Below are 23,720 nucleotides of genomic sequence, written 5' to 3' on the forward strand. Positions count from 1 at the left end.
ACCGCAAAGCGCGATATGTCCGGGGATGTCGATCCGATCCGCGACGGGGCGTTTCCGCGATAATCCCCGAAAGAAAAAGGGCACCCCGCAAGGGGGTGCCCCGTGTCATGCCGCCCGAGCCTGTCGGCCCTCAGCAGCTGTAGTACAGCAGGAATTCGATCGGGTGCGGCGTATGCTCGTACATCTCGATCTCTTCCATCTTCAGCTCCATGTAGCCGTCGATCTGGTCCTTGGTGAACACGTCGCCGGCCAGCAGGAACTCGTGATCGGCGGCCAGTGCGTCCATGGCCTCGCGCAGGCTGCCGCAGACCGTCGGGATGCCTTCCAGCTCTTCGGCGGGCAGATCGTACAGGTTCTTGTCCATCGCCTCGCCCGGATCGATCTTGGACTTGATCCCGTCGATGCCGGCCATCAGCAGCGCGGCAAAGCACAGGTACGGGTTGGCCGAGGGATCGGGGAAGCGGGCCTCGACACGCTTGGCCTTGGGGTTCTCGGTCCACGGGATTCGCACGCAGCCCGAGCGGTTGCGCGCCGAATAGGCCCGCAGCACCGGCGCCTCGAAACCGGGGATCAGCCGCTTGTAGCTGTTGGTCGAAGGGTTGGTGAAGGCGTTGAGCGTCTTGGCGTGCTTGAGGATGCCGCCGATGAACCACAGCGCCTCCTGGCTGAGATCGGCGTACTTGTCGCCGGCGAACAGCGGCTTGTTGTCTTTCCAGATCGACATGTTGACATGCATGCCGGTGCCGTTGTCGCCGTAAAGCGGCTTGGGCATGAAGGTCGCGGTCTTGCCGTAGGCCTGCGCCACGTTGTGGATCACGTACTTGTATTTCTGCAACTCGTCGGCCTGCTTGGTCAGGCTGCCGAAGATCAGGCCAAGCTCGTGCTGGCACGAGGCCACCTCGTGATGGTGCATGTCCACCTTCATGCCGAGGCGTTTCATCGTCGACAGCATTTCCGACCGGATGTCCTGACCGTCATCGATCGGGTTGACCGGGAAATAGCCGCCCTTGACGCCGGGGCGGTGGCCGGTATTGCCCATCTCGTACTCGGTGTCGGTGTTCCACGAGCCGTCCATCGCGTCGAGCTCGTAGCCCACCTTGTTGATCTTGTTGCTCACGCGCACGTCGTCGAACAGGAAGAACTCGGCCTCGGGACCCCAGTAGGACACGTCGCCGACGCCCGAGGATTTGAGATAGGCCTCGGCCTTTTCGGCGGTGCCGCGCGGATCGCGGTTATAGGGTTCGCCCGTGTCCGGCTCGACCACCGAGCAATGCAGGCACAGCGTCTTTTCGGCATAGAACGGATCGACATACGCGCTGTCGAAGGCGGGCATCAGCTTCATGTCCGACGCCTCGATGGACTTCCACCCCTGGATCGACGATCCGTCGAACATGAACCCCTCGTCGAGAAAGTCCTCGTCAACCTGGTCGGCCATCACCGTCACGTGTTGCATCTTGCCGCGCGGATCGGTGAACCGGATATCGACATATTCGATATCCTCGTCCTTGATCTGCTTGAGAGTCGCGTCCTTGCTCATTCTCTCTTTCCTTTTCTTGCTTGGAATGGGTGTTAAAGCGCGTCCGGCCCGTGTTCGCCGGTGCGGATACGGATGGCCTGCTCGACCGGGCTGACGAAGATCTTGCCATCGCCGATCTTGTCGGTCTTCGCGGCGTCGATGATCGCCTCGATGGCCGCATCGACCTGATCATCGTCGAGCACGACGTCGATCTTCACCTTGGGCAGGAAATCGACCACGTATTCGGCCCCGCGATACAACTCGGTATGGCCCTTCTGGCGACCGAACCCCTTGACCTCGATGACCGATAGGCCCTGAATGCCCGCATCCTGCAACGCTTCCTTCACCTCGTCGAGCTTGAAGGGCTTTATGATCGCTTCGATCTTTTTCATGGGCGGAACCTCCTCCGTCTGCGTTCATAACGGGCAGATCACTTCTCGACCGGGGGCTCAATCGGTTAGGCCGTCCGGCAGGGATTTTCGAAAGCGCCGGGCATGGCGTGCCCAAAAATCATGCCAAAAGATGAAAAATTCATCATAAGTGAAACGCCGAAGGAGAGATCATGGACGACGTGCTGACATCTGAACAAATGCGCCGGGCCGAGGCTGCGGCCATGGACTCTGGCGCGGCAAGCGGGCTGGACCTGATGGAGCGGGCAGGCAAAGCCTGTGTCGACGCGATCCTCGCGCAATGGCCGGACCTGGCCGGTGCCACGCCGCGGGCGATGGTGCTGTGCGGGCCGGGCAACAATGGCGGCGACGGATACGTGATCGCGCGGCTGTTGGCCCGGAAAGGCTGGCAGGTGGCGGTGTTCTGTCTGGGCGACCCCGGCCGCCTGCCGCCCGACGCGCACACGAATTACCGCCGCTGGTCCGAGCTGGGCGAGACCGCGCCGCTTGATGCGGCACGCGAGGCGGAACCGGGCGCGCTGCTGGTGGATGCGCTTTTCGGCACCGGGCTGACCCGGCCGCTCGAAGGGCTGCTGCGGCAGCTCACCGAAAAGACTGCAGCGCGTGTGATGGCGGTGGATATCCCGTCGGGCCTGTGTGCCGATAGCGGTCGGGTGCTGGGTGCCGCGATGCGTGCCGATCTCACGGTGACGTTCCACGCCGCAAAGCCGGGGCATTACCTCGCCGACGGTCCGGCGCAATGCGGGCATCTTGCAGTGGCGGATATCGGGCTGGCGCATCATTCTGCCGAGCAGACCATCCGATTGTGCCCCGCACCCGACGCCCAAACGCTGCGAAAGACGTCCGCCGGTCACAAGTATTCGCACGGGCACGCGCTGGTCCTGACCGGCGGGGCAGGGCGCACGGGCGCGGCGCGACTCGCGGCGCGCGGCGCGTTGCGGATCGGGGCAGGGCTGGTGACGCTGGGGCCGCCGGGGGCCGCGCAGCAGGAGGTGGCGTGTCAGATCACTGCGCTGATGCTGCGCCGTATCGACGACGACGCCGCGCTTGCCGAGGTGCTGGAGGATTCGCGCCTGACCGCGCTTTGCCTTGGGCCGGGGCTGGGTGACGCGCGGGCGCGGGCGCTTGTTCCGGCGGCGTTGCGCGCGGCGCACGCGCCGGGAATCGTTCTGGATGCCGATGCGCTGACGGCGTACGCGGACGCACCGCACGCGCTGTTCGACCAGCTCCACGCGGGCTGCGTGCTGACGCCTCATGGGGGGGAATTCGCGCGGCTTTTCCCAGATATTGCCGACCGGATGCGCGCGACACCCACCAAGGGCCCGGCCTATTCCAAGCTCGACGCGACCCGTGAGGCGGCGGCGCGCGCGGGCTGTGTCGTGCTGTTCAAGGGCCCCGATACCGTGATTGCCGACCCGTCCGGCCGGTGCAGCCTGTGCGCGGCCGCCTACGACCGTGCCGCCCCGCAACTGGCAACCGCCGGGTCGGGCGACGTGCTGGCCGGGTTCATCACCGGGCTTCTGGCACGCGGATATGCCCCCATGGCCGCGGCCGAGGCCGCGGCGCGGATGCATGTCGACTGCGCGCTCTCGTTCGGTCCCGGCCTCATCGCCGAGGATCTGCCCGAGGAGGTGCCGAAGGTGCTGCGCGGGGTCTGAGCCGGCGTCACGCCCGCCAGTCGAAAAAGCCCTCGCCGGCCTGCGCCAGCAGCTTGGCGGCCATGACGCGGCCCAGTTCCGCTCCGTCCTCGATCGCGGCCGATTGATCGTCGCTCAGGCATTCGCTGCCATCGGGGCGCAAAATCTCGCCGCGCAGGCGCAGGGTGCCGCCCGAAAGCTCGGCCAGACCGGCGATCGGCGTCTCGCAGGACCCGTCCAGCGCGGCGAGGAACGCGCGCTCGGCCGCCAGTTGCTGACCGGTGGTCTTGTCGTGCAGCGCGCTCAGCATCTCGGCGGCGTGATGATCGTCGGCGCGCCGCTCGATCCCGATGGCGCCTTGCGCAATCGCGGGCAGCATGATGTCGGGTTCCATCGCCGCGGTCGCGATATCGGCGCGGTCCAGCCGGTTCAGCCCCGCCATTGCAAGGAACGTGCAGGCTGCCACGCCATCGTCGAGCTTGCGCAGCCGCGTCTGCACATTGCCGCGAAACTCCACGACCTCCAGATGCGGGTAGGCCACAAGAACCTGCGCGCGGCGGCGCAAGGACGACGTGCCGACCTTCGCGCCCGCCGGCAGTTCGGCCAGCGAGGCGACCGTGGGGGCCACGAACGCGTCGCGGCAATCCTCGCGCGGCAGGTAGGTATCCAGCATCAGCCCCTCGGGCTGCAGCACCGGCATGTCCTTCATCGAATGCACCGCGATGTCGATCTCGCCATCCACCAGCGCCTGCTCGATCTCGCGGGTGAACAGGCCCTTGCCGCCGATATCCTTCAGCGGGCGGTCGGTGATGCGGTCGCCCGTGGTCTTGATGACCCTGATTTCAAAGGCATCCTCGGGCAGATCGAAGGCCGTGCGCAGTCGGTCGCGCGTCTCGTGCGCCTGTGCGAGTGCCAGCGGCGAGCCGCGCGTGCCGATCTTCAGCGGTTTGGTCGGGGTGGGCAGATTCAATGTCATGGCGATGGTTTAGACGGCGCAAACCAAGCTGACAAGCGCCGCGATGCTTGACAACGCGCGCGCCGGACGCGACGAGGTTCAAAACGGAGGATTTCATGCCGCACCAAAAAACCATTTTGCGCGCCCTTGCCGGAGAAACGCTGCCCACGCCGCCGATCTGGATGATGCGGCAGGCCGGGCGCTACCTGCCGGAATACAAGGCGACGCGCGCCAAGGCCGGCGATTTCCTGTCCCTGTGCTACAATAGCGATCTGGCGACCGAGGTGACGCTGCAACCGCTTCGACGCTACGATTTCGACGCGGCGATCCTGTTTGCCGATATCCTGCTGCTGCCGCAGGCGCTTGGCGCGGACCTGTGGTTTGTCACCGGCGAGGGGCCGCGGCTGTCGACGATCACCGACCGTGCCGGGTTCGACAAGCTGAAACCCGTGTCCGACATCCACGAGACGCTGAATCCGATCTATCAGACGGTACGCAATCTGGCCGGGGAACTGCCCCGCGACATCACGTTGATCGGCTTTGCCGGCGCGCCGTGGACGGTGGCGACCTACATGATCGCCGGCAAGGGGACGCCCGATCAGGGCCCGGCGCATGCGCTGATGGCCGAAAACCCCGAGGTGTTCGAGGGCATCATCAACACGCTGACCGAGGGCACCATCGAATATCTCTCCGCCCAGATCGAGGCCGGGGCAGAGGTGGTCAAGATCTTCGACAGCTGGGCAGGGTCACTCAAGGGCGACGCGTTCGAGCGGTATTCCGTGGCCCCAATCCGGCGCATCATCACCGAGTTGAAGACGCGCCATCCCGGTATTCCCGTCATCGCCTTTCCGCGACAGGCCGGCGACGCCTATATCGGATTTCACGCGGCGACCGGGGCCGATTGCGTGGCGGTGGACGAATCCGTCAGCCCGGACTGGGTGGCAGAGAACGTCCAGAAAGACGGCTGCGTGCAGGGCAACCTGAAATCCTCGCACATGGTGACTGGCGGCGAGGATCTTGTCCGCGAGACCCGCCAGATCGTCGAGGCGCTGAAGCACGGCCCTCACATCTTCAACCTTGGCCATGGCATCACCCCGGATGCCAATCCCGACAACGTGCAGATCATGATCGACACCATCCGCGGCTCGTGATCAGGCACGCGACCGGGCCGACCGCGAAATTCCCGCGAAAGTCCGAAGGTCACGCCAAGGGCAAAAGCCCCGTAGCGAACCACCTCGGTCGATGGCGATCGGGGCTGCTGCGGGGCTGGACTTGCTTGCGGTCCATTCGGTGCGAAGGGGCCAAGACATCCGGTGGCATGACGATGCATGAAACCCCGTGTCGCTGTCGAAGAAAATCTCTGACATCACCAGTTGGCGCCACAATCCCGCTGCATCCAGCGTCCATGACAGCCTCGATCGGGTGAGATGGTGCGGTCGAGAAGACTCGAACTTCCACGGGTTTTACCCCACAGCGACCTCAACGCTGCGCGTCTACCAATTCCGCCACGACCGCACGTGATCAGACTGCCGGTCGTATAGGCAAAGTTCGCAGGCTTGTGAAGGGGCAAAAACACGGCCCCCTCATGCTTTTCTTCCATCCTGTTCGCGCGGCCTTGCTCACTCCAGCGCGAAGGTCGGCAGGCTTGAGGCCGGTTGCACGGTTTCAGGTGTCGTTCGGGCCTTCGTGCCCTGCGATCTGAACGCCGCCTTGCGGATCAGCCCGTGGCGCCCCGCATTTCCGGGTGCAAAGACAGGCTCTGCCCCGTTTTCCAATGCCGTGACGGCCCCGTCATACCACGCCAGTGCCAGATCTGGGCGCCGCGTCGTGCCGAACCCCTCGTTGAGGTGATGCCCCAGAAGTTCGCCGTAAGGTTCCTCGCCAAGCGCGGTCAGCAGCAGGGCCGAGCCGAGCGCGACGTTCATGTCATCGATCCGGTACCCCACCGACAGGCAGACCTTGGCGGTGCCGGCCAGTTGCGCGGGCGATTGCCCGGATTGCAGGACGAAGCCGCGCACATCGCTGATGACCTCGTCACGGGGGCTCAGCGACACCGCAGCCACATGGTCGCGCATGGCCGGGCCGAACGCGCGGCATTGCTCCTCCAGCTGGTCGTCCGCCATGCCCTTCAGCGAGGACGCCATCGTTTCGCCTTCGGCGATGGCGTAGGTGCGGGCGATGCAGAACTGTTCATTCAGCGCGAATCGCGGATCGTTCAGCGAGGCCTCGGTCACGAACCCGCCATTGGAGTTGGTGATCAGGCTGATCTGGTTGCAATGCGAGGCCAGCGATGGCCCGTCCCCGCCCGCGGCCATGAAGTTCGGTAGCGCGCCGTCTTGCAGCTCGTCCTCGGTGGCGGGGGCGCGGGCCGACTCTGGAACCGCCGCCATTACCGGCGACTGCCCCTGCTGCTGCCGGGGCTGAACGGGTACCTGCGTCGCGGCATATGTCGGCACACCCGCCGCCTCGTCGCGGTAAGCGTGCAACAGGCCGCGCGTGCCCATGCCGCGCTGCGCGATCAACTGCGCGGTCGCGGCCCCGCCGCTTTGCGCACGGTAATACGAACTGATCAGGAACTGCCGCTCGTAATCGGCCAGGTAACCCGACGCGGGATATCCCATATGCGCCTGGAACTGCGATGCGGCATTGCGCGTGTTGCGCCCGCGAATGCCATCCGGCGTGCCTGCGGGAAACCCGAAGTAATTGAGCGCGGTCTGCGTCTCGCGCACCTGCTGACGCTCTACCGAATTGACCGGTGTACGATAGGTCCGGGTCGGGGCGGTGCGCGTCACCGTGCTGCGCTTGCGCTCGCGGGCCTTGGCGCTTTCGTTGACGATGATGCCGCTGACGGCCCCGCCCACGAGGCCACCCACCAGCCCGTCCTTGAAATCCGCGGCCGCCCGGCCTGCCGGCAGGGTCACTGTCGCGGCCAGAACCGCCATGAGAATTTTCTTTGTAACCATGTGTCATCTCCCGTAATCAAATGCTGACCTGACACAAGCATATCACAACTTCCCCTCTCTCGCGCATCGAGTTCGGCCATGACCCCCGAAACCCAAGTCGAAACGGATCAAAATGGTGTGGAATGGCATGTCTCCGCCGATCTCGTGCCCTATCCCGAGGCTGCCGCGATGATGGAGAGCCGCGCCGCGCGAATCGCAGCCGGTGATGCGGCCGAGGCGATCTGGATGCTGGAGCATCCGCCGCTCTACACCGCCGGCACCTCGGCCAAGGCCGCCGATCTCACCGATCCGGACCGGTTCCCGGTCCATGTGACGCGGCGCGGCGGGCAATATACCTACCATGGCCCCGGCCAGCGGGTGGTCTACGTGATGCTCGATGTGGGTCGGCGCGGCCGGGACGTGCGCCGCTTCGTGCAGCAGCTCGAGGCGTGGGTGATCGCCACCCTCGCCGAATTCAACGTCACCGGCGAGATCCGCGAGGGCCGCGTCGGCGTCTGGGTGGCACGCGCCGACAAGCCGCTGACCGCGTCGGGGCAGGCCCCCGAGGAAAAGATCGCGGCGATCGGTGTCCGCCTGCGCAAATGGGTCAGCTTCCACGGGATCTCGATCAATGTCGAGCCGGACCTCAGCCATTTTTCCGGCATCGTGCCCTGCGGTATCACCGACCACGGTGTCACGAGCCTGGTCGATCTCGGACTGCCCGTCACCATGGCCGATCTCGACGTGGCGCTCCGACGGTCTTTCGATCCGGTCTTCGGGCCCGCCTCGGCGTCGCGGCAAAGTTGATCTTGCAAGCCCCGGCAATCGCGGTAGTGTCGGCGCATGTCATTCAACTGTAATAGAGGTCACCCATGAAATTCTCGATCGCCGCATCCGCAACGCTTCTGGCATTTGCCATGCCCGCCCATGCCGAAGGGGACGCCGCCAAGGGCGAGAAGACCTTCAACCAGTGCAAGGCCTGCCACATGATCGCCTCCGAGGACGAGACCATCGTGCGCGGCGGCCGCGTCGGCCCCAATCTATACGGCGTGATCGGGCGCACGATGGGCAGCGTCGAGGATTTCAGGTATTCCGACGGCCTGAAAGAAAAGGCCGAGGCGGGCGAAGTCTGGACCCAGGAACGCCTTGCCGAATACACCACCGACCCGTCCGAGTTCCTCGGCAGCCGCTCGAAGATGACGTTCAAACTGCGCAGCGGGTCCGAGGACGTGGCGGCCTATCTCGCGACATTCTCCGACTGACCGACTGTCGCCCCGCGGTCCGGCAGTTCGGGGTGCGCGCCGGACCGGGCGGTGAGGTGGGCCGGCCTGCGCCGGCTCCTCTCGCCTCCGGCGGTGCCTGGGTGAATCCGGCCTCAGCGCCTTGAAACCCCGGCCTTGCCTCATTCATCTTTCCATAAATACTCGTAATCCGACGCGCGTGACGGTGCGTGACGACCGTCATCTTCCCCCTAGCGTGCCCGCGCCCCATGGCTTACTCTCAGAGCCGAATGAAACCAACGGTGGGAGCGTCATGAGTGGGACGGGACTACGGAAACTGGCGTTCTTCCTGTTGGTCGCGCTGATCCTGTTCGTCGCCGCGACGGGGGGCGGCTGATGGCGCGTCGCTACGGTGGCCAATACAGCCCCGATACCGACGGGACGGCCCACCCGCCGCAGACCGGCGGGTATCGCGGGGCGCGGCGCACCCGCGTGGGCGGGCGCGTCAACCTGCTGTTCTTCGTGCCGCTGCCTCTGGCGGTCCGGGCGTTCACCTCCGGCCCGGTCGACCTCGCGCTCAACCTCGCGGCGCTTGGGCTGTTGCTGCTTGGCGCGTGGCTGACACGCGAGGGGCTGCGCGCCGAAGAGGCCTATGACGCCCGCCGGATCGCGCGACGTCCGCCCGTGCCGCGCAAGATCCTCGCCACGCTGTGCACGGGGGCCGGGCTTGGCCTCGCCGGGGCCGCGGCCGGTGGCCTGCTCGCGCCGGTGATCTTTGCGGTTGCGGGGGCCGGGCTGCACGTGCTGGCCTTCGGGATCGATCCGCTGCATGACAAGCATGCCGGCGACATCGACAGCTTCCAGAGCAGCCGCGTCGCCCGCGTGGTCGATCAGGCCGAGGATTATCTCGCCGCCATGTCGACGGCTATCCGCCGGGTCGGCGACCGCGCGCTCGAGGCGCGGCTGGAGCAGTTCCAGGTCACCGTGCGCGACATGCTGCGCACCGTCGAGAACGATCCGCGCGACCTGACCGCGGCGCGCAAGTATCTGGGCGTCTACCTGATGGGTGCGCGCGACGCGGCGGTGAAATATGCCGATCTCGCCACCCGCGCCCCCAACCCCGAGGCCCGCGACAAATTTCTCGTGCTGCTGTCGGATCTCGAACGCAATTTTACCGCCAAGACCCGCGCGCTGATGGCCGATAGCAGCACCGATCTCGATATAGAGATCGAGGTGCTGCGGGAACGTCTGGAGCGCGAGGGCGTTCATCTTGAAACACCGGATCCCGCGTAGAAAGGACATGCCATGTCAGAGACCACACGCCGTCAGGCCGAGGCCGCGCACGCGGATGTCGAAACCGTGAGCCGCAGCACCCTGCCCGAACCGTCCGAGGCCGACACCTCCCTGTCGCTCGATCAGGCCGACGCAACGCAACGCGCCGCGATCAACCGCCGTCTGGCCGAGATCGACATGACCGACACCCAGTCGATCGTGTCCTTCGGGGCCAAGGCGCAGGCCGAGTTGCAGGAAATCTCGCAATCCATGCTGCAGGGCGTGCGCAACAAGGATGTCGGCCCGGCCGGCGATTCCCTGCGCGGGATCGTGACCACGATCCGCGGCTTCTCGGTCTCGGAGCTGGACCTGCGCCGCGACCGGTCCTGGTGGGAAAAACTGCTGGGCCGCGCCGCCCCGATCGCCAAATTCAGCGCCCGTTTCGAAGAGGTGCAGGGCCAGATCGACCGGATCACCGAGGACCTGCTGGGCCACGAGCACACGCTGCTCAAGGACATCAAATCGCTCGACAAGCTCTATGAAAAGACGCTGGCCTTCTACGACGAACTGGCGCTCTACATCGCGGCGGGCGAGGCCCGGCTGAAGGATCTCGACGAGACCGAGATCCCCGCCAAGGAGGCCGAGATCCTGACCACCCCTGAAAGTGACCAGGTGATGACGGCGCAGGAGCTGCGCGACCTGAGGGCGGCGCGCGACGATCTGGAACGCCGGGTGCACGATCTGAAACTGACGCGTCAGGTGACGATGCAGTCGCTGCCCTCGATCCGGCTGGTGCAGGAAAACGACAAGTCTCTGGTGACCAAGATCAACTCGACCCTCGTCAACACCGTGCCCCTGTGGGAGACGCAGCTGGCGCAGGCGGTCACCATCCAGCGTTCTGCCGAGGCCGCCGAGGCGGTGCGCGGCGCCAATGACCTGACCAACGAATTGCTGACCGCCAACGCAAAGAACCTGCGCGACAGCAACAAGGCGATCCGGCAGGAGATCGAGCGCGGCGTGTTCGACATCGAGGCCGTGAAAAAGGCCAATGCCGATCTCATCGGCACGATCCAGGAAAGCCTGCAGATCGCCGACGAAGGCAAGGCCAAGCGCGCCCGCGCCGAAGAGGACCTGCAAAAGATGGAGGCCGAGCTGCGCGATACACTCGCCGCGGCCAAGGCGGGACGCGGCGGCACAGGCGATACCACCGGACCCGCCGACCGCAAGGCCTGAGGCGCAGATGCGGTCGGTCGGGTGCAGGGCATGGATGGCGGGCCTCGCGTTGCTGGGCCTGTCCGCCTGCGAGATGCCCGCGCCCGACGAGGTGCCACGCCCGGCGGCGCGCCCCGCGGACCTCGCTGTCCCGACAGATCCCGACCCCTCGCCGCAAAGCCGCGCCCTTGCCGCCTACTACACCCGGATCGAGCGCGACCTGCGCGACCGCGATCTCTTGCGCACCGATGGCGGCGGGGCGGACACGCCGTTTACCGACACCCAGATCCTCCGGAATTTTGAACGCATCGTGTTCTACGATGAATACGCGGAAGGCGGGGGATATCGCCCGTCCTCGGGCCGCGCGGGGGGCTTGCGCAAATGGATCGGGCCTGTGCGCATGAAGGTGGGGTTCGGCGCCTCGGTCCCCCAGGATCAGCGCGCCAGCGACCGCGCCATGGTACAGCGCTATGCCAGCCGCCTGTCACGGATTACGCGCCATCCGATCCGCGCGAGCGCGTTCAACCCCAATTTTCACGTGCTCGTCCTTGGCGAGGATGACCGCGCCGAGGGCCTGGCCCGCATTCGCGATATCGCGCCGGGTCTGGACAACGCCACGCTGGGGGTTTTCCGTTTCATGCCGCGCACCATCCATTGCCTCGTGGTGGCTTTCTCCGGCAGCGATGATCCCTATGCCTATACCGGCGCCATCGCCTGGATCCGGGCCGAGCATCCCGCCCTGATGCGCCGCGCCTGCGTCCACGAGGAACTGGCCCAGGGCTTGGGCCTTGCCAATGACAGCCCCGCCGCGCGTCCCTCGATTTTCAACGATGACGAGGAATTCGCCCTGCTCACCCGCCATGACGAGATCCTGCTGGAGCTGCTCTACGATCCCGCCCTGCGGCCCGGCATGACCCCGGACGAGGCCCGCCCGATCCTGCGCCGTCTGCTCGACAGACGCGGCGTCGGGCCGGCGTGACCTCGCCGATCACAGGAGTTTTTCCCGATGCCCATCTTCGATTTCCTCTCCGGCCAGTTCATCGACGTCATCCACTGGACCGCTGGCACCCGCGACACCATGGTCTGGCGGTTCGAGCGTGAGGGCCACGAGATCAAGTACGGCGCCAAGCTGACGGTGCGCGAGGGGCAGGCGGCGGTGTTCGTCCACGAGGGGCGATTGGCCGATGTCTTTACCCCCGGTCTCTACATGCTGGAAACCAACAACATGCCGGTGATGACATCGCTGCAGCACTGGGATCACGGCTTTCGCTCGCCCTTCAAGTCGGAAATCTACTTTGTTGCCACGACGCGCTTTACCGATCTGAAATGGGGCACCAAGAACCCGATCATGCTGCGCGACCCGGAATTCGGCCCGACCCGCATCCGTGCCTATGGCACCTATACCGCACGCATCAGCGACCCCGCAAAGTTCCTGTCCGAGATCGTCGGCACGGATGGCGAGTTCACCATGGACGAGATCAGCTTTCAGATCCGCAACATCATTGTTCAGGCGTTCAGCCGGATCATCGCCGGGTCGGGTATCCCGGTGCTCGACATGGCCGCCAACACCCGCGACCTGGGCAAGCTGGTGGCCGCAGAGATCTCGGCGGTGGTCGCCGAGTACGGGCTGGAAATCCCCGAATTCTATATCGAGAACATTTCGCTGCCGCCGGCGGTCGAACAGGCCCTCGACAAGCGCACCTCAATGGGCTTGGCGGGCGATCTGGGCAAGTTCACGCAGTATTCCACCGCCGAGGCGATGACGGCGGCGGCCAAGAACCCGTCGGGTGGCGGCGGCATCGGCGCGGGGCTTGGCATGGGGATGGGCATGGCAATGGCGCAGCAGATGGCAGGGCAGGGCACCGGGCAGGGCCCATGGGGTGCGCGCCCCGACGGCGTTGTCCCCCCGCCACCCCCGCCCCCGGTCGAGCATGTCTGGCACATCGCCGAGAACGGGCAGACGCACGGCCCCTACTCCAAGGCGCGCATGGGCCGCATGGTGACCGAAGGCGGCCTGACACGCGAGACCCATGTCTGGACCGCCGGTCAGGACGGCTGGAAGCGCGCCGAGGACGTGACCGAGCTGGCGCAGCTATTCACCGTCATGCCGCCGCCGCCGCCGGGGGCCTGAGCCGATGCGCCGACACGTCACCTTCACGCTGCACTGGCTGAACCTTTTGCTCTTGCTGTTCGTACTGGGCGATGGCGGGACGACTGCGTGGCTGGCGCTGGTCTATGCTGCCACGGCGCTGACGATGTGCGCAGCGGCGCTGGTCTTCGGGCTGATGAACGGGCCGGGGCCGAAGCTTAAAGGCCCCGTGCGTGCGGCGCATCCGTGGCTGCATCGCGGGCTTTACCTGCTGCTGGCTTGGGGGGCCGTGGCGCTCGTCGCGGAAACCGTCGGCCTGCCTATGCCCGGCCCCGCGGCGCGAACTCTGCTTCTGGCGCTGTTGGCGGCGGTGGCGCTGCATGCGGTCTTCAACCTTTGGCGGCACACGGCCCTCGGCGACGGCGCGTTGCGGCGGATCACGCCGCGCGCGATCCATCACATCCTCTGAACAAACGATGACCGAAACACCGCCCCTCGCGCCGGCCGTGTCCACGCATCGCTTTCCCTGCGCGGCGTGCGGCGCGGATTACCGCTATGATCCTGGCGCGCATCACCTGGTCTGCGATCACTGTGGCGACATTGCCGGGATCGACACCGGAGGCCCGTGGCAGGGCGGCATCCGCGAGCTGGACTTCGCCAAAGCCTTGCGCGACCAGTTGCCCGCGCAAGAGATGGAAGAGACCCGCGTCACGTCCTGCACTAGCTGCGGCGCGCAGGTGGAGCTTGGCACCGATACCCACGCCACCGAATGCCCGTTCTGCGCCTCGCCCGTGGTCACGGGCACCGGCCCGCACCGCCACATCAAGCCGCGCGCGCTGTTGCCCTTTGCGCTGGACGAGGGCGCGGCGCAGCGGGCGATGACCGATTGGCTGGGCCGCCTGTGGTTCGCGCCGAACGGGTTGCAGGCCTATGCGCGCAAGGGACGGCGGATGCAGGGGATCTACGTGCCCTACTGGACCTTCGACGCCGCCACCGAATCCGATTACCGCGGCGAGCGCGGCACGGTGTATTACGTCACCCGCACCGTCATGCGCGACGGCAAGCGCCAGACGGTCCGCGTGCCCAAGGTCCGCTGGCGCGGTGTCTCGGGCCGGGTCTCGCGGGCCTTCGATGACGTGCTGGTGCTCGCCTCGACCGCGCTGCCAAAGGCGTTCACCGACGGGCTGGAGCCGTGGGACCTGGCCGCGTTGGAGCCTTACGCGCCCGAATACCTCGCCGGTTTCCGCGCCGAAGGCTATTCCGTACCGATAGAGCAGGCTTTTGTGCAGGCGCGCAGCAAGATGGACGCGGTGATCGCCCGCGACGTGCGCTTCGACATCGGCGGCGACCGGCAGCGCATCCACGATATCGACACAAGGCTCGACCGCGTCACGTTCAAGCATGTGCTGCTGCCGGTCTGGCTGGCCGCCTACAAGTATCGCGGTCAGACCTATCGCTTCGTGGTCAATGCCCGCACCGGACGCGTGCAGGGCGAACGGCCGTGGTCGGCGTGGAAAATCGCGGCGGCGGTCGGGCTTGGCGTGCTTTTGGCCGCGGGGCTGGGGTATGTCGTGGCGCTTGAACAGGGCGGGTTCTGACCCGGCCCGAGGCGCGGCCATGGTGATTTGCGCCGCGCCGCATGTCGCCATCGCCCATCCCGACGACCCCGTAAACCGTTTCCGCACCCGTCGCGCGGCGCTGCTCGGGATCCACGACCCGCGCGGGTGAGCGCGGGGATCAGCCGCGCTTGATATCCACCTTGCGACCGCTTGGGTCGGGGGTGTCGCGTTTCGGGATCGTCATGCTCAGGACGCCATCCTTCAGCTTGGCCTCGACGTTGTCGCCATCGGCATCGGCCGGCAGGCGGAACGATCGGCTGAACGCGCCGTACTGGCGTTCGGTGAAGAACCAGGTTTCGCCTGTCTCTTCGCGCTCGGCGGTCTTCTCGCCCTTTACCGTGACCATCCCGTCATGCACCGACAGGTCGATATCCTTTTCCTCGACGCCGGGCAGCTCCATCGTGATCCGGTACGCGCCGTCGTCCGATGACGCGTCCGAGGCCGGTGCCATCCATTCCGCCATCCGCGTGCCGAAATTGCGAAGCGGCTCGTAAAGCTGCGGCCAGAATCCGGTCATATTCGATTTTTCGATCATCCTTGCCCCCCTCGTTGGCGTTGCAGATGAAAACGTATTAACCTTGCATCACGACGCCGACCTTAACCCCTGTCAAAGGCACACAAGGTATTCGATGCGAGCCCTTCTTCAGCGTGTCACCGAAGCCTCGGTCTCGGTCGAGGGGACGACGGTCGGTCGCTGCGGGCCGGGCCTTCTGATTTTTGTCTGTGCCATGCAAGACGATACGCAGCCCGAGGTCGACCGGCTGGCTGCACGGATCGCCAAGCTGCGCATCTTCGCGGATGCGACGGGCCGGATGAACCGCTCTATCCTCGATACGGGCGGCACGGCGCTGGTCATCAGCCAGTTCACCCTGGCCGCTGATACGACGCGGGGCAATCGCCCCGGCTTTTCCGCCGCCGCATCCCCCGATGACGGGCGTCGGCTTTATGACCTGTTCGTGGACCGGATCGCCGCGCTTGGCATTGCTGTCGAAACAGGGCGCTTCGGGGCGGACATGGCGGTGTCTTTGGTCAATGACGGCCCGGTCACGATCTGGATGTGGGCTGAGGCTCACGGGCGGATTTCGGCTTGAGTGTACGTTGGAAATCTTGTGACGAGCCGCGCATCGGCGGGCCGCGGTGCGGCGATCCGGCGTGAATTCAGCAGCGCTTTATCCCAGACAGATCAGAAAAAGATCAGAGCCTTGCGCAGGTTGAAGCCAAATCGCCGTGCCGGGGGGCGGCCCGGCGATGCGCGGCGCCCTTCGGGCTTGATTCCGCACGGGCTGTACTCCTACCGTCCGCTCAAGGCCAATCACACCCAAATCCGGCGCGGCTTCACCCCATCCACGTCGCAAGCGCCGCGAAGGCCGGGGCAAGCAAACCTTCGGGGTCATGCACCTGTGTCGGGACGCCCTGTCTCTCAAGCGCATCGGCCACACCCGACTCCGCACCTTCGGGGGCGATCACTGCCACGTTCTGGCCCAGCCAGTAGGGACGCGCTGCCGCCAGTTCGGCGCCGATCAGATGCCCCGACAGGGCGGCTGTGTTGCCGGTGACCTCGGCGCTGCGCAGATGCGTGGCCAGCCGTTCGGGACGGCTCAGGGTGTCGGCCAGCGCGTCGGTATCCAGCGGGGTCGTGGCGCCGAGCGTCATGGCAAGGCGCGGCGTGAGAAAACTTTGGCAACTCACGGCCTCGCCCGCGCTGAGATGCACCCAATGGCGGATGTCGCCGGCCAGCACACAGGCCACGCCGTCCCAATCCGGTTGGTCCCGTGTCATCCCCAGCAAGAGCAGGCGCACCCACCCGTCGATCACGTCGGGGGGCGCCTGCTGCGTCAGCCCCGCCAATCCCGGTCCCGGCATGTCCGGCAGAAGCGGGGCGGGCACCGCGTCCGGCGGACCGTCGCCGATACGCAGGATGCGATCCGGCGTCGGGCCGAGCGCCGCCAGGGCCGTCGCCGCATCGGGCCCGGTTGCAGAGTTCACCAGCGACGCGCCCCGCAGGGCGAAGGCCCGCCCCCGCTGCCCGTCATGGCCGACAAGCGCCCAGGCGGTCATGTCCGGCGATTGATCTGGGCGACAAGGCCCGACATGTCATACCCCGCATCGGCGGTGGCGCGCAGGACCGCATCCCCGCCAAGCGCGTCGATATGCGTCAGACTCCACATCACCGTGCACCGCGTACCGCTGCGGCAATAGGCGAGGATGGGCTTGGGCAGGGCCGTGACGGCATCGCGAAACGCCTCGGTGTCCGCGTCGGTCATTTGCCCCGAGACGATGGGCACCGCCCGGATTTCGAGATCCGCCGCGCCGGCGGCCTGCGCCACCTCGTCATAGCCGGGCTGGCCGGGGTCCTCGTTATCCGGACGATTGCACAGGATGGACCGGAATCCGGCGGCCTTGACTGCGGGCATGTCATCGGGTGTGATCTGCGGCGAGACGAAGAAATCGTCGGTGATCCTGCGCGGGTCCATGGGGCCTCCTTGCCAAACTCTGGTCCCGTATGATCGCGAATCGCGTGAAAGATCAAGGATGCGGTCGGCTTGCCGCCCGGAGATCCGCGCGCTATGCAAACCCGAACCGAAGGGGAAGGGCCACAGCCATGAGCGATCTGCCGGGTATCGTGATCACCGGGGCGTCGGGCCGCATGGGGCGCATGCTGGTCCAGACGGTGGCCGAAAGCCCGCGCGCCCGCCTGATCGGCGCGATTGAGCGGCCCGGTCATGACTGGATCGGGCGCGATGTCGGGGCCGCCATGGGGGGAGCCGATATCGGGATCACCGTGACCGACGATCCGCTGGAAATCGTGGCCAGGGCCCATGCCGTGATCGATTTCACGACGCCTGCGGCGACCGTCGAGATGGCGACGCTGACCGCGCAGGCCCGTGTCGTTCATGTCATCGGCACCACGGGATTCGACGATGCCCAGCTGAAGAAGCTGGAGGCGGCCGCGCGTCATGCGGTGATCGTGCGCGCCGGCAACATGTCGCTTGGCGTGAACCTGCTGACGCAACTGACAAAACGGGTGGCCGCCGCGCTTGACGCGGATTTCGACATCGAGATCGTCGAGGCGCATCACAACCAGAAGGTCGATGCGCCCTCGGGCACCGCGCTGATGCTGGGCGAGGCGGCGGCGGACGGGCGCGGCGTGACGCTGAGCGCCGTGCGCGACGCCGCACGCGACGGCATGACCGGCAAGCGCGAACGCGGCCATATCGGGTTTTCCGCCATTCGGGGCGGCGATATCGTGGGCGAGCATGACGTGATCTTCGCCGCCGCCGGCGAGCGCATCGTGCTGCGTCACGTGGCGACCGACCGGGCGATCTTTGCGCGGGGCGCGCTCAAGGCCGCCCTGTGGGGGCAGGGGCGACGGCCGGGCAGTCATGACATGCTCGACGTGCTCGGGCTGGGCGATAACTGATCCGGACGAGCCCCCGCAACGTATGTTTGTAAACCTTATACCGGAGCAAACGTCATGCGAGCCATTGCAACTTTCGTCATTTCAATGACCCTGGCCGCGCCGGTCGCGGCCGAAGGATTCAGCCAGATCACGGACCGGTCGCAATTCGTGTCCCTGATCAAGGATCGCGATCTCTCGCGGTTCGGGATCAACGTCAATGTGACCCCTGATGGCGACATCAAGGGCCGCGCCTTTGGCAGCGCCGTGACCGGCGCGTGGCGGTGGGACGGGTCCTATTTCTGTCGCGACCTTTACTGGGGCGACATGGATCTGGGCGCCAATTGCCAATCTGTGGAACTGAAGGGCAACACCGTGCGGTTCACGTCCGACCAGGGGCAGGGCCGTCACGCGGATCTCTATCTGCGCTAAGTTGATCCAGATCCGAAAACGCGAGGTGACGGGCGATCAGAAATCGATCGCCCGTCCCTTTATTTCCCAGTCGCCATAACGGGCGGGGTCAAGACCTTCGCGGCGACCGCCAAGTTCGACCGGCATCTCACGCTTGGCCGCCATCTTGCGGCGTTCCTCGGCCTCGGCAAGCGCACGGCGTGCGGCGGGTGGCAGGTCGGACATGTCGTCGGTTATTGCATCGTCGTTGCTCATGATCGATCTTTCCTCTGGCCTTGACCATTGATATATCCCGTGCCTGCGTCTTCGCCAAGGATCTGCCGATGAAAAAGCCTGCTTCGAGCCCGCGCGCCACCGCGGTCCACCTTCTGGATCAGGTGCTGGGGGAAGGACGCCTGATGTCCGATCTGCTGGCAGGTGGCGCGGTTCAGGCGTTGCCCCCGGCGGACCGGGCGCGGGCTCAACGGCTGGCCGGTGACACGCTGCGCGGGCTGGATCGCGCGGATCGCCTTCTTGCGAAGCACCTGCGCAAGCCGCCGCCGTTGCCCGTTCGCAACGTGTTGCGCGCGGCAACGGTCGAGCTTGCTCTCGGCGGGGACGCGCATGGTGTCGTCAACGAAGCGGTCAAGATCGTCGGCGCGCATCCACGCCATAACCGCCTGAAGGGGCTCGTCAACGCGGTGCTGCGCAAGATCGTCGACGAGGCGCCGCGCAAATGGAATGACCTGCGCCAGCCCGCCCTGCCGGGCTGGCTGCGCGCGCCCCTGGTCGAGGCCTGGGGCAAGGGCCCGGTCGCCGCGATGGAACGCGCGCATTTTGCCGGTGCGCCGCTGGATCTGACGGTGAAATCAGAGGCTGGCGCATGGGCCGAACGGTTGGGGGGCACGGTGCTGCCGACCGGATCGGTGCGCGTGTTCGATGCGCCGCAGGTCTCGACACTGCCGGGATTCGAGGCAGGCGCATGGTGGGTGCAGGATGCCGCCGCGGCCCTGCCGGTGCAGGTGCTGGCCCCGCAACAGGGCGAGCGGGTGCTGGATCTGTGCGCGGCACCGGGGGGCAAGACCCTGCAACTGGCGTCCATGGGCGCGCAGGTCACGGCGCTTGACCTGTCCGAACGGCGCATGGCGCGTGTGACCGAAAACCTTGCGCGCACCGGGCTGACGGCGGAATGCGTTGTCGGGGATGCGCTGGAGCATCGCGGCCAGTATGACGCGATCCTGTGCGACGCGCCCTGTTCGGCCACCGGCACGATCCGCCGTCATCCCGACCTTCCGCACGCCAAGGACGGCACGGAATTCGGCGCGCTCATCGAGCTGCAGGCGGCGATGATAGACCATGCTTTGACGCTGTTGCGACCCGGTGGGCGGCTGGTGTTCTGCACATGCTCGCTGCTGCCCGACGAGGGGGAATGTCAGGTGGACGCCGCGCTTGTGCGGCATCCGGGCCTGACCGTGGACCGCGCGGCGCTTGATCTGCCGGGGGTCGACGCGGGCTGGATCACCGAGGAGGGCGGTTTGCGCCTGCGGCCCGATCACTGGGCCGATCTGGGCGGGATGGACGGTTTCTACATCGCCTGCCTGCGGAACACGGACGCATAATCAGTCAATGACGCTGCGCCGCGGCTCGTCTATGCTTGGGACAGACGTCGCGAGGCCCGTGTCGAGGTACATGTTCAACCGTGAAACCCTGTCAGCGCGATGGACGCGCGCGAGAAATCGCATCGCCGCGCGCCGCGCGGCGCTGAGCCGTGCGACGGCGGTGTTCACCGCGCCACCGGAACCGCGCAGCATCGGCTGCGCGGTGCGGGGACGCCAGATCTGTGCCGGCCGCTTCGTCATCGCGGGCCATCTCGTGGAGATGCCGACCACGTCGATCTGGGATATCGTCCCGCCGGATGCGGGCTTTGCCGCCGAATTGCATGGCTTCGGCTGGCTCGATGATCTGGCCGCCGTGGCCGACATGGCGGCGCAAGCGCGCGCGCAGGCGTGGGTCTGGCAGTGGATCGCGCGCCATGGCGCGGGCAGCGGTCCGGGATGGACACCGGACCTGACCGGGCGGCGCCTGATCCGCTGGATGGCGCATGCCGAGTTCCTGTTGCGCGGTCAGCCCCCCGTGGCACGGCGGCGCTATCATCGCGCGCTTGCCCGGCAGACGACGTTCCTGCGGCGCAGATGGCCGGCAGCGGGGCCGGGGCTGCCCACCTTCGAGGCGCTGACGGGGTTGATACAAGCGGGCGTGTCGCTGGCCGGAATGGAGGACGTGATCGCCACCGGACGCGCGGCGTTGGCGCGCGAATGCGCGCGGCAGATCGATGATGGCGGCGGCATCCCGACACGCAATCCCGAGGAATTGCTGGAGGTGTTCACGCTGCTGACATGGGCGGCGCAGGCCCTCAGCGATGCGGGGCACCCCGTCGAGGACGCGCATTGGCGCGCCGTAGAGCGTGTCGCCCCCACGCTGCGCACGCTGCGCCATGCCGATGGCGGGCTGGCGCGGTTCCATGGCGGCGGGCGCGGTCTTGCCGGGCGGCTGGACAGCGCGCTTGCAACCAGCGGTGTCAAGTCGCGCAGATCGGATGGGCTGGCCATGGGGTTCGCCCGGCTGGGCGCGGGCCGCACTAGCGTGATCGTCGATGCCGCCATCCCGCCCCTTGGCGCGGCCTCGGCCGGAGCGCATGCCTCGACGCTGGCCTTCGAGCTGACCTCGGGGCGACGCCCGCTGATCGTCAATTGCGGGTCCGGCGCGCGGTTCGGGGCGGAATGGCGGCGTGCGGGGCGCGCCACGCCGTCGCATTCGGCCCTTGTGCTCGACGCCGGGTCGAGCGCGCGGCTGAGCCATGATCCGCGCCACTCCGACAGGCTGAGCGATGCGCCGCGCGAGGTGCCTGTGCACCTGTCGAAAACCGCGCAAGGCGTGCGCTTCGAAGGCGCGCATGACGGCTATCTGCGCGGTCATGGGCTGACCCATGTGCGCAAGCTGGACCTGGCGGCGGACGGGCGCGCGCTGGTCGGCGAGGATCTGCTGCTCGCGGTCGAGGACGCCGACCGGCAGCGTTTCGACCGCATGCGCCATGGCCGCTATCCGCACGGGATACCGTTCGATATCCGGTTTCATCTGCACCCCGAGGTGGACACCGTGTTGGACGACGGCGCGAACGCCGTCTCGGTGACGCTGCGCAGCGGCGAAACCTGGGTGTTGAGGACCGGCGGGCCGGCCGCTTTGTCCTTGCAACCAAGCGTCTATCTTGAAAAGACGCGGCTGAGCCCGCGTGTGTCCGAACAGATTGTCCTGTCCGGTCATGTGCTGGACCATGCGACCCGCATCAGATGGTCACTGGCCAAGGCGGACGACACCCCGGTCGGCATTCGTGATGTCGCCGAAACCGTGCCCGAGCCCGCGACCACTGATTGAACCGACAACCGCCCTGTGCAGGACTGACACCATATGACCGATCTCGCGCCCGTGACCCGTGCCCTTCTCTCTGTCTCCGACAAGACCGGACTCGTCGACCTTGGTCGCGCCCTGACGGATCGCGGGGTCGAGCTTGTCTCGACCGGCGGCACCGCCCGCAGCTTGCGCGAGGCCGGTCTTGCGGTGCGGGACGTGGCCGAGGTGACGGGCTTTCCCGAGATGATGGACGGGCGCGTCAAGACGCTGCATCCGATGGTGCATGGCGGGCTGCTGGCGCTGCGCGACAACACGGAACACGTGGCGGCAATGGACGCGCACGGGATCGCACCGATCGACCTTCTGGTGGTCAACCTCTATCCGTTCGAGGCGACCGTGGCCGCGGGCGCGGATTACGCCACGGCAATCGAGAATATCGATATCGGCGGCCCCGCGATGATACGGGCTGCGGCCAAGAACCACGCTTTCGTGAACGTGGTGGTGGATGTCGCGGATTACGCGCCCCTGCTGGCCGAGCTTGACGCGCAGGACGGTCACACCTCGTACGCGTTCCGGCAGCGGCTGGCGCTGACCGCTTACGGTCGGACCGCCGCCTACGACGCGTCGGTCAGCACGTGGATGGCCGATGCGCTGGACGAGGCCGCACCACGCCGTCGCGCCTTTGCCGGAACGCTGGCGCAGACGCTGCGCTATGGCGAGAACCCGCATCAGGGGGCGGCGTTCTATGTCGATGGCGCGGACCGGCCCGGTGTCGCAACCGCGCGGCAAGTGCAGGGCAAGGACCTCAGCTACAACAACATCAACGACACCGACGCGGCCTTCGAACTTGTCAGCGAGTTCGATCCCGCGGATGGCCCGGCCTGTGCCATCATAAAACATGCCAATCCCTGCGGCGTGGCGCGCGGGGCCAGCCTGATCGACGCCTACAAGGCCGCGTTCGACTGTGACCGCACCAGTGCCTTCGGTGGCATCATCGCCGTCAACCAGCCGCTGGACGCCGAGACCGCCGAAGAGATCGCGGGGATCTTCACCGAGGTGGTGATTGCGCCCGGTGCCGACGAGAAGGCCTTGGGTATTTTTGCCAAGAAGAAGAACCTGCGCCTGCTATTGACCGGCGGGCTGGCCGATCCCGCGCGGGCCGCGCGGATGGTGCGGCAGGTCTCGGGCGGGTACCTCGTGCAGGACAAGGATGCGGGCCGCCTAGATGCAAGCGATCTGCGGGTCGTCAGCAGCCGCACCCCGACCGAGGCCGAGATGGCGAACATGCTGTTTGCCTGGAAGGTGGCGAAACACGTGAAATCCAACGCCATCGTCTACGTCAAGGACGGCGCGACGGTGGGCGTCGGCGCCGGCCAGATGAGCCGCGTCGACAGTTGCCGCATCGCCGCGCGAAAGTCGCAGGACATGGCCGACACCTTGGGGCTGCCTGCCCCGCTGACGCAAGGCAGCGTCGTGGCCTCGGACGCGTTCTTTCCCTTTGCCGACGGTCTGATGGCGGCGGCCGAGGCCGGGGCGACGGCGGTCATCCATCCCGGCGGCTCGATGCGCGATGACGAGGTGATCGCGGCGGCAGACGAGGCGGGGCTTGCCATGGTGCTGACCGGCCTGCGCCATTTCCGGCACTGAGGCGCG

At 66.7% G+C, this 23,720-nt stretch carries 24 protein-coding genes and 1 tRNA gene; 16 read left to right on the forward strand and 9 right to left on the reverse strand.

The features are described 5' to 3' along the window. Window positions 1-130 precede the first annotated feature (130 nt). Both glnA and ACROSR_RS10585 read right to left on the reverse strand, forming a co-directional pair. Entirely contained in the window at window positions 131-1,537 is a 1,407-nt protein-coding gene (gene glnA, locus ACROSR_RS10580; RefSeq protein ID WP_432684782.1) for a type I glutamate--ammonia ligase, read from the reverse strand. 32 nt (window positions 1,538-1,569) lie between these two features. Further along, a complete protein-coding gene (locus tag ACROSR_RS10585; RefSeq protein WP_432684784.1) occupies window positions 1,570-1,908 on the reverse strand; it encodes a P-II family nitrogen regulator in 339 nt (112 codons plus the stop codon). Window positions 1,909-2,078: 170 nt separating this feature from the next. Between ACROSR_RS10585 and ACROSR_RS10590 the strand changes: the two genes are divergently transcribed. Further along, the gene (locus ACROSR_RS10590) at window positions 2,079-3,584 is read left to right on the forward strand and encodes an NAD(P)H-hydrate dehydratase (RefSeq protein ID WP_432684786.1); all 1,506 of its coding nucleotides are present in this window, start codon (window positions 2,079-2,081) and stop codon (window positions 3,582-3,584) included. Between the two features lie 7 nt (window positions 3,585-3,591). Here the strand turns inward: ACROSR_RS10590 and hemC are convergent, their stop codons facing one another. Further along, window positions 3,592-4,539: a hydroxymethylbilane synthase gene (gene hemC / locus ACROSR_RS10595; RefSeq protein WP_432684788.1), complete on the reverse strand. Its 948-nt coding sequence runs from the start codon at window positions 4,537-4,539 to the stop codon at window positions 3,592-3,594. A 95-nt stretch (window positions 4,540-4,634) separates the two neighbouring features. On the opposite strand from hemC, the gene hemE reads away from it, so the two are divergent. Further along, on the forward strand, window positions 4,635-5,669 hold the full coding sequence (gene hemE, locus ACROSR_RS10600; protein ID WP_432684790.1) for a uroporphyrinogen decarboxylase: 1,035 nt from the start codon (window positions 4,635-4,637) through the stop codon (window positions 5,667-5,669). A gap of 277 nt (window positions 5,670-5,946) precedes the next feature. On the opposite strand, the gene ACROSR_RS10605 is transcribed toward hemE, so the two are convergent. Next, window positions 5,947-6,033, reverse strand: a tRNA-Leu gene (locus ACROSR_RS10605). 104 nt (window positions 6,034-6,137) lie between these two features. Then, entirely contained in the window at window positions 6,138-7,481 is a 1,344-nt protein-coding gene (locus ACROSR_RS10610) for a peptidoglycan-binding domain-containing protein (RefSeq protein WP_432684792.1), read from the reverse strand. A gap of 78 nt (window positions 7,482-7,559) precedes the next feature. Between ACROSR_RS10610 and lipB the strand changes: the two genes are divergently transcribed. From lipB to ACROSR_RS10650, 8 genes are all read left to right on the forward strand, one after another. Continuing rightward, window positions 7,560-8,267 (forward strand): lipoyl(octanoyl) transferase LipB, encoded by a 708-nt coding sequence (lipB, locus tag ACROSR_RS10615; protein WP_432684794.1) that lies wholly within the window; start codon window positions 7,560-7,562, stop codon window positions 8,265-8,267. Window positions 8,268-8,332: 65 nt separating this feature from the next. Continuing rightward, window positions 8,333-8,722 carry a c-type cytochrome gene (locus ACROSR_RS10620; protein WP_432684796.1) on the forward strand — a complete coding sequence of 130 codons (390 nt, stop codon included), beginning with the start codon at window positions 8,333-8,335 and terminating at the stop codon, window positions 8,720-8,722. 354 nt (window positions 8,723-9,076) lie between these two features. Continuing rightward, the gene (locus ACROSR_RS10625) at window positions 9,077-9,973 is read left to right on the forward strand and encodes a 5-bromo-4-chloroindolyl phosphate hydrolysis family protein (protein WP_432684798.1); all 897 of its coding nucleotides are present in this window, start codon (window positions 9,077-9,079) and stop codon (window positions 9,971-9,973) included. A gap of 12 nt (window positions 9,974-9,985) precedes the next feature. Continuing rightward, window positions 9,986-11,185, forward strand: coding sequence for a toxic anion resistance protein (locus ACROSR_RS10630; protein ID WP_432684800.1), 1,200 nt, complete (start codon window positions 9,986-9,988; stop codon window positions 11,183-11,185). Between the two features lie 34 nt (window positions 11,186-11,219). Further along, the gene (locus ACROSR_RS10635) at window positions 11,220-12,143 is read left to right on the forward strand and encodes a DUF2927 domain-containing protein (protein ID WP_432684802.1); all 924 of its coding nucleotides are present in this window, start codon (window positions 11,220-11,222) and stop codon (window positions 12,141-12,143) included. 27 nt (window positions 12,144-12,170) lie between these two features. Further along, window positions 12,171-13,295, forward strand: a complete 1,125-nt coding sequence (locus ACROSR_RS10640; RefSeq protein ID WP_432684804.1) for an SPFH domain-containing protein — start codon at window positions 12,171-12,173, stop codon at window positions 13,293-13,295. Window positions 13,296-13,299: 4 nt separating this feature from the next. Next, window positions 13,300-13,722, forward strand: coding sequence for a hypothetical protein (locus ACROSR_RS10645; RefSeq protein ID WP_432684806.1), 423 nt, complete (start codon window positions 13,300-13,302; stop codon window positions 13,720-13,722). A gap of 7 nt (window positions 13,723-13,729) precedes the next feature. Beyond that, complete coding sequence (locus ACROSR_RS10650; protein ID WP_432684808.1) at window positions 13,730-14,851, forward strand: TFIIB-type zinc ribbon-containing protein; 1,122 nt, start codon at window positions 13,730-13,732, stop codon at window positions 14,849-14,851. Between the two features lie 139 nt (window positions 14,852-14,990). On the opposite strand, the gene ACROSR_RS10655 is transcribed toward ACROSR_RS10650, so the two are convergent. Next, window positions 14,991-15,407, reverse strand: a complete 417-nt coding sequence (locus ACROSR_RS10655) for an Hsp20/alpha crystallin family protein (RefSeq protein ID WP_432684810.1) — start codon at window positions 15,405-15,407, stop codon at window positions 14,991-14,993. A 94-nt stretch (window positions 15,408-15,501) separates the two neighbouring features. On the opposite strand from ACROSR_RS10655, the gene dtd reads away from it, so the two are divergent. Continuing rightward, on the forward strand, window positions 15,502-15,963 hold the full coding sequence (gene dtd, locus ACROSR_RS10660) for a D-aminoacyl-tRNA deacylase (RefSeq protein WP_432684812.1): 462 nt from the start codon (window positions 15,502-15,504) through the stop codon (window positions 15,961-15,963). Between the two features lie 244 nt (window positions 15,964-16,207). Here dtd and ACROSR_RS10665 read toward each other — a convergent pair whose 3' ends face one another. Next, window positions 16,208-16,930 (reverse strand): 2-dehydro-3-deoxygalactonokinase, encoded by a 723-nt coding sequence (locus ACROSR_RS10665; protein WP_432684814.1) that lies wholly within the window; start codon window positions 16,928-16,930, stop codon window positions 16,208-16,210. After that, on the reverse strand, window positions 16,927-17,346 hold the full coding sequence (locus ACROSR_RS10670; protein ID WP_432684816.1) for a protein tyrosine phosphatase family protein: 420 nt from the start codon (window positions 17,344-17,346) through the stop codon (window positions 16,927-16,929). The genes ACROSR_RS10665 and ACROSR_RS10670 overlap by 4 nt, the downstream gene beginning before the upstream one ends. Window positions 17,347-17,474: 128 nt before the next feature. Here ACROSR_RS10670 and dapB point away from each other — a divergent pair, with 128 nt between their 5' ends. Then, window positions 17,475-18,293 (forward strand): 4-hydroxy-tetrahydrodipicolinate reductase, encoded by an 819-nt coding sequence (gene dapB / locus ACROSR_RS10675; protein ID WP_432684818.1) that lies wholly within the window; start codon window positions 17,475-17,477, stop codon window positions 18,291-18,293. Window positions 18,294-18,377: 84 nt separating this feature from the next. Further along, a complete protein-coding gene (locus ACROSR_RS10680) occupies window positions 18,378-18,701 on the forward strand; it encodes a dihydrodipicolinate reductase (protein WP_432684820.1) in 324 nt (107 codons plus the stop codon). A gap of 36 nt (window positions 18,702-18,737) precedes the next feature. Here the strand turns inward: ACROSR_RS10680 and ACROSR_RS10685 are convergent, their stop codons facing one another. Next, entirely contained in the window at window positions 18,738-18,935 is a 198-nt protein-coding gene (locus ACROSR_RS10685; RefSeq protein ID WP_432684822.1) for a DUF1674 domain-containing protein, read from the reverse strand. A gap of 68 nt (window positions 18,936-19,003) precedes the next feature. Here ACROSR_RS10685 and ACROSR_RS10690 point away from each other — a divergent pair, with 68 nt between their 5' ends. The 3 genes from ACROSR_RS10690 (at window position 19,004) to purH (ending at window position 23,714) form a co-directional block, all read left to right on the forward strand. Continuing rightward, window positions 19,004-20,278 carry an RsmB/NOP family class I SAM-dependent RNA methyltransferase gene (locus ACROSR_RS10690; RefSeq protein ID WP_432684824.1) on the forward strand — a complete coding sequence of 425 codons (1,275 nt, stop codon included), beginning with the start codon at window positions 19,004-19,006 and terminating at the stop codon, window positions 20,276-20,278. 70 nt (window positions 20,279-20,348) lie between these two features. Next, a complete protein-coding gene (locus tag ACROSR_RS10695) occupies window positions 20,349-22,091 on the forward strand; it encodes a heparinase II/III family protein (RefSeq protein ID WP_432684826.1) in 1,743 nt (580 codons plus the stop codon). Window positions 22,092-22,124: 33 nt separating this feature from the next. Continuing rightward, complete coding sequence (purH, locus tag ACROSR_RS10700) at window positions 22,125-23,714, forward strand: bifunctional phosphoribosylaminoimidazolecarboxamide formyltransferase/IMP cyclohydrolase (RefSeq protein ID WP_432684828.1); 1,590 nt, start codon at window positions 22,125-22,127, stop codon at window positions 23,712-23,714. The last annotated feature ends 6 nt before the right edge of the window (window positions 23,715-23,720 follow it).

This window comes from Roseovarius tibetensis (genome assembly GCF_050896375.1).
In the GTDB taxonomy this organism is placed as follows: Bacteria; Pseudomonadota; Alphaproteobacteria; order Rhodobacterales; family Rhodobacteraceae; genus Roseovarius; species Roseovarius tibetensis.

What these genes read in the sequence shown, in the direction of transcription:
- dtd (WP_432684812.1), top strand. Translation starts at nt 15,502, where the DNA reads ATGCGAGCCCTTCTTCAGCGTGTCACCGAAGCCTCGGTCTCGGTCGAG.
- ACROSR_RS10665 (WP_432684814.1), bottom strand. Translation starts at nt 16,930, where the DNA reads ATGACCGCCTGGGCGCTTGTCGGCCATGACGGGCAGCGGGGGCGGGCC.
- hemC (WP_432684788.1), bottom strand. Translation starts at nt 4,539, where the DNA reads ATGACATTGAATCTGCCCACCCCGACCAAACCGCTGAAGATCGGCACG.
- dapB (WP_432684818.1), top strand. Translation starts at nt 17,475, where the DNA reads ATGAGCGATCTGCCGGGTATCGTGATCACCGGGGCGTCGGGCCGCATG.
- ACROSR_RS10670 (WP_432684816.1), bottom strand. Translation starts at nt 17,346, where the DNA reads ATGGACCCGCGCAGGATCACCGACGATTTCTTCGTCTCGCCGCAGATC.
- ACROSR_RS10640 (WP_432684804.1), top strand. Translation starts at nt 12,171, where the DNA reads ATGCCCATCTTCGATTTCCTCTCCGGCCAGTTCATCGACGTCATCCAC.
- lipB (WP_432684794.1), top strand. Translation starts at nt 7,560, where the DNA reads ATGACCCCCGAAACCCAAGTCGAAACGGATCAAAATGGTGTGGAATGG.
- ACROSR_RS10635 (WP_432684802.1), top strand. Translation starts at nt 11,220, where the DNA reads ATGGCGGGCCTCGCGTTGCTGGGCCTGTCCGCCTGCGAGATGCCCGCG.
- ACROSR_RS10625 (WP_432684798.1), top strand. Translation starts at nt 9,077, where the DNA reads ATGGCGCGTCGCTACGGTGGCCAATACAGCCCCGATACCGACGGGACG.
- ACROSR_RS10685 (WP_432684822.1), bottom strand. Translation starts at nt 18,935, where the DNA reads ATGAGCAACGACGATGCAATAACCGACGACATGTCCGACCTGCCACCC.
- ACROSR_RS10630 (WP_432684800.1), top strand. Translation starts at nt 9,986, where the DNA reads ATGTCAGAGACCACACGCCGTCAGGCCGAGGCCGCGCACGCGGATGTC.
- ACROSR_RS10645 (WP_432684806.1), top strand. Translation starts at nt 13,300, where the DNA reads ATGCGCCGACACGTCACCTTCACGCTGCACTGGCTGAACCTTTTGCTC.
- purH (WP_432684828.1), top strand. Translation starts at nt 22,125, where the DNA reads ATGACCGATCTCGCGCCCGTGACCCGTGCCCTTCTCTCTGTCTCCGAC.
- ACROSR_RS10620 (WP_432684796.1), top strand. Translation starts at nt 8,333, where the DNA reads ATGAAATTCTCGATCGCCGCATCCGCAACGCTTCTGGCATTTGCCATG.
- ACROSR_RS10690 (WP_432684824.1), top strand. Translation starts at nt 19,004, where the DNA reads ATGAAAAAGCCTGCTTCGAGCCCGCGCGCCACCGCGGTCCACCTTCTG.
- ACROSR_RS10610 (WP_432684792.1), bottom strand. Translation starts at nt 7,481, where the DNA reads ATGGTTACAAAGAAAATTCTCATGGCGGTTCTGGCCGCGACAGTGACC.
- ACROSR_RS10655 (WP_432684810.1), bottom strand. Translation starts at nt 15,407, where the DNA reads ATGATCGAAAAATCGAATATGACCGGATTCTGGCCGCAGCTTTACGAG.
- ACROSR_RS10680 (WP_432684820.1), top strand. Translation starts at nt 18,378, where the DNA reads ATGACCCTGGCCGCGCCGGTCGCGGCCGAAGGATTCAGCCAGATCACG.
- ACROSR_RS10695 (WP_432684826.1), top strand. Translation starts at nt 20,349, where the DNA reads ATGTTCAACCGTGAAACCCTGTCAGCGCGATGGACGCGCGCGAGAAAT.
- ACROSR_RS10585 (WP_432684784.1), bottom strand. Translation starts at nt 1,908, where the DNA reads ATGAAAAAGATCGAAGCGATCATAAAGCCCTTCAAGCTCGACGAGGTG.
- ACROSR_RS10590 (WP_432684786.1), top strand. Translation starts at nt 2,079, where the DNA reads ATGGACGACGTGCTGACATCTGAACAAATGCGCCGGGCCGAGGCTGCG.
- hemE (WP_432684790.1), top strand. Translation starts at nt 4,635, where the DNA reads ATGCCGCACCAAAAAACCATTTTGCGCGCCCTTGCCGGAGAAACGCTG.
- ACROSR_RS10650 (WP_432684808.1), top strand. Translation starts at nt 13,730, where the DNA reads ATGACCGAAACACCGCCCCTCGCGCCGGCCGTGTCCACGCATCGCTTT.
- glnA (WP_432684782.1), bottom strand. Translation starts at nt 1,537, where the DNA reads ATGAGCAAGGACGCGACTCTCAAGCAGATCAAGGACGAGGATATCGAA.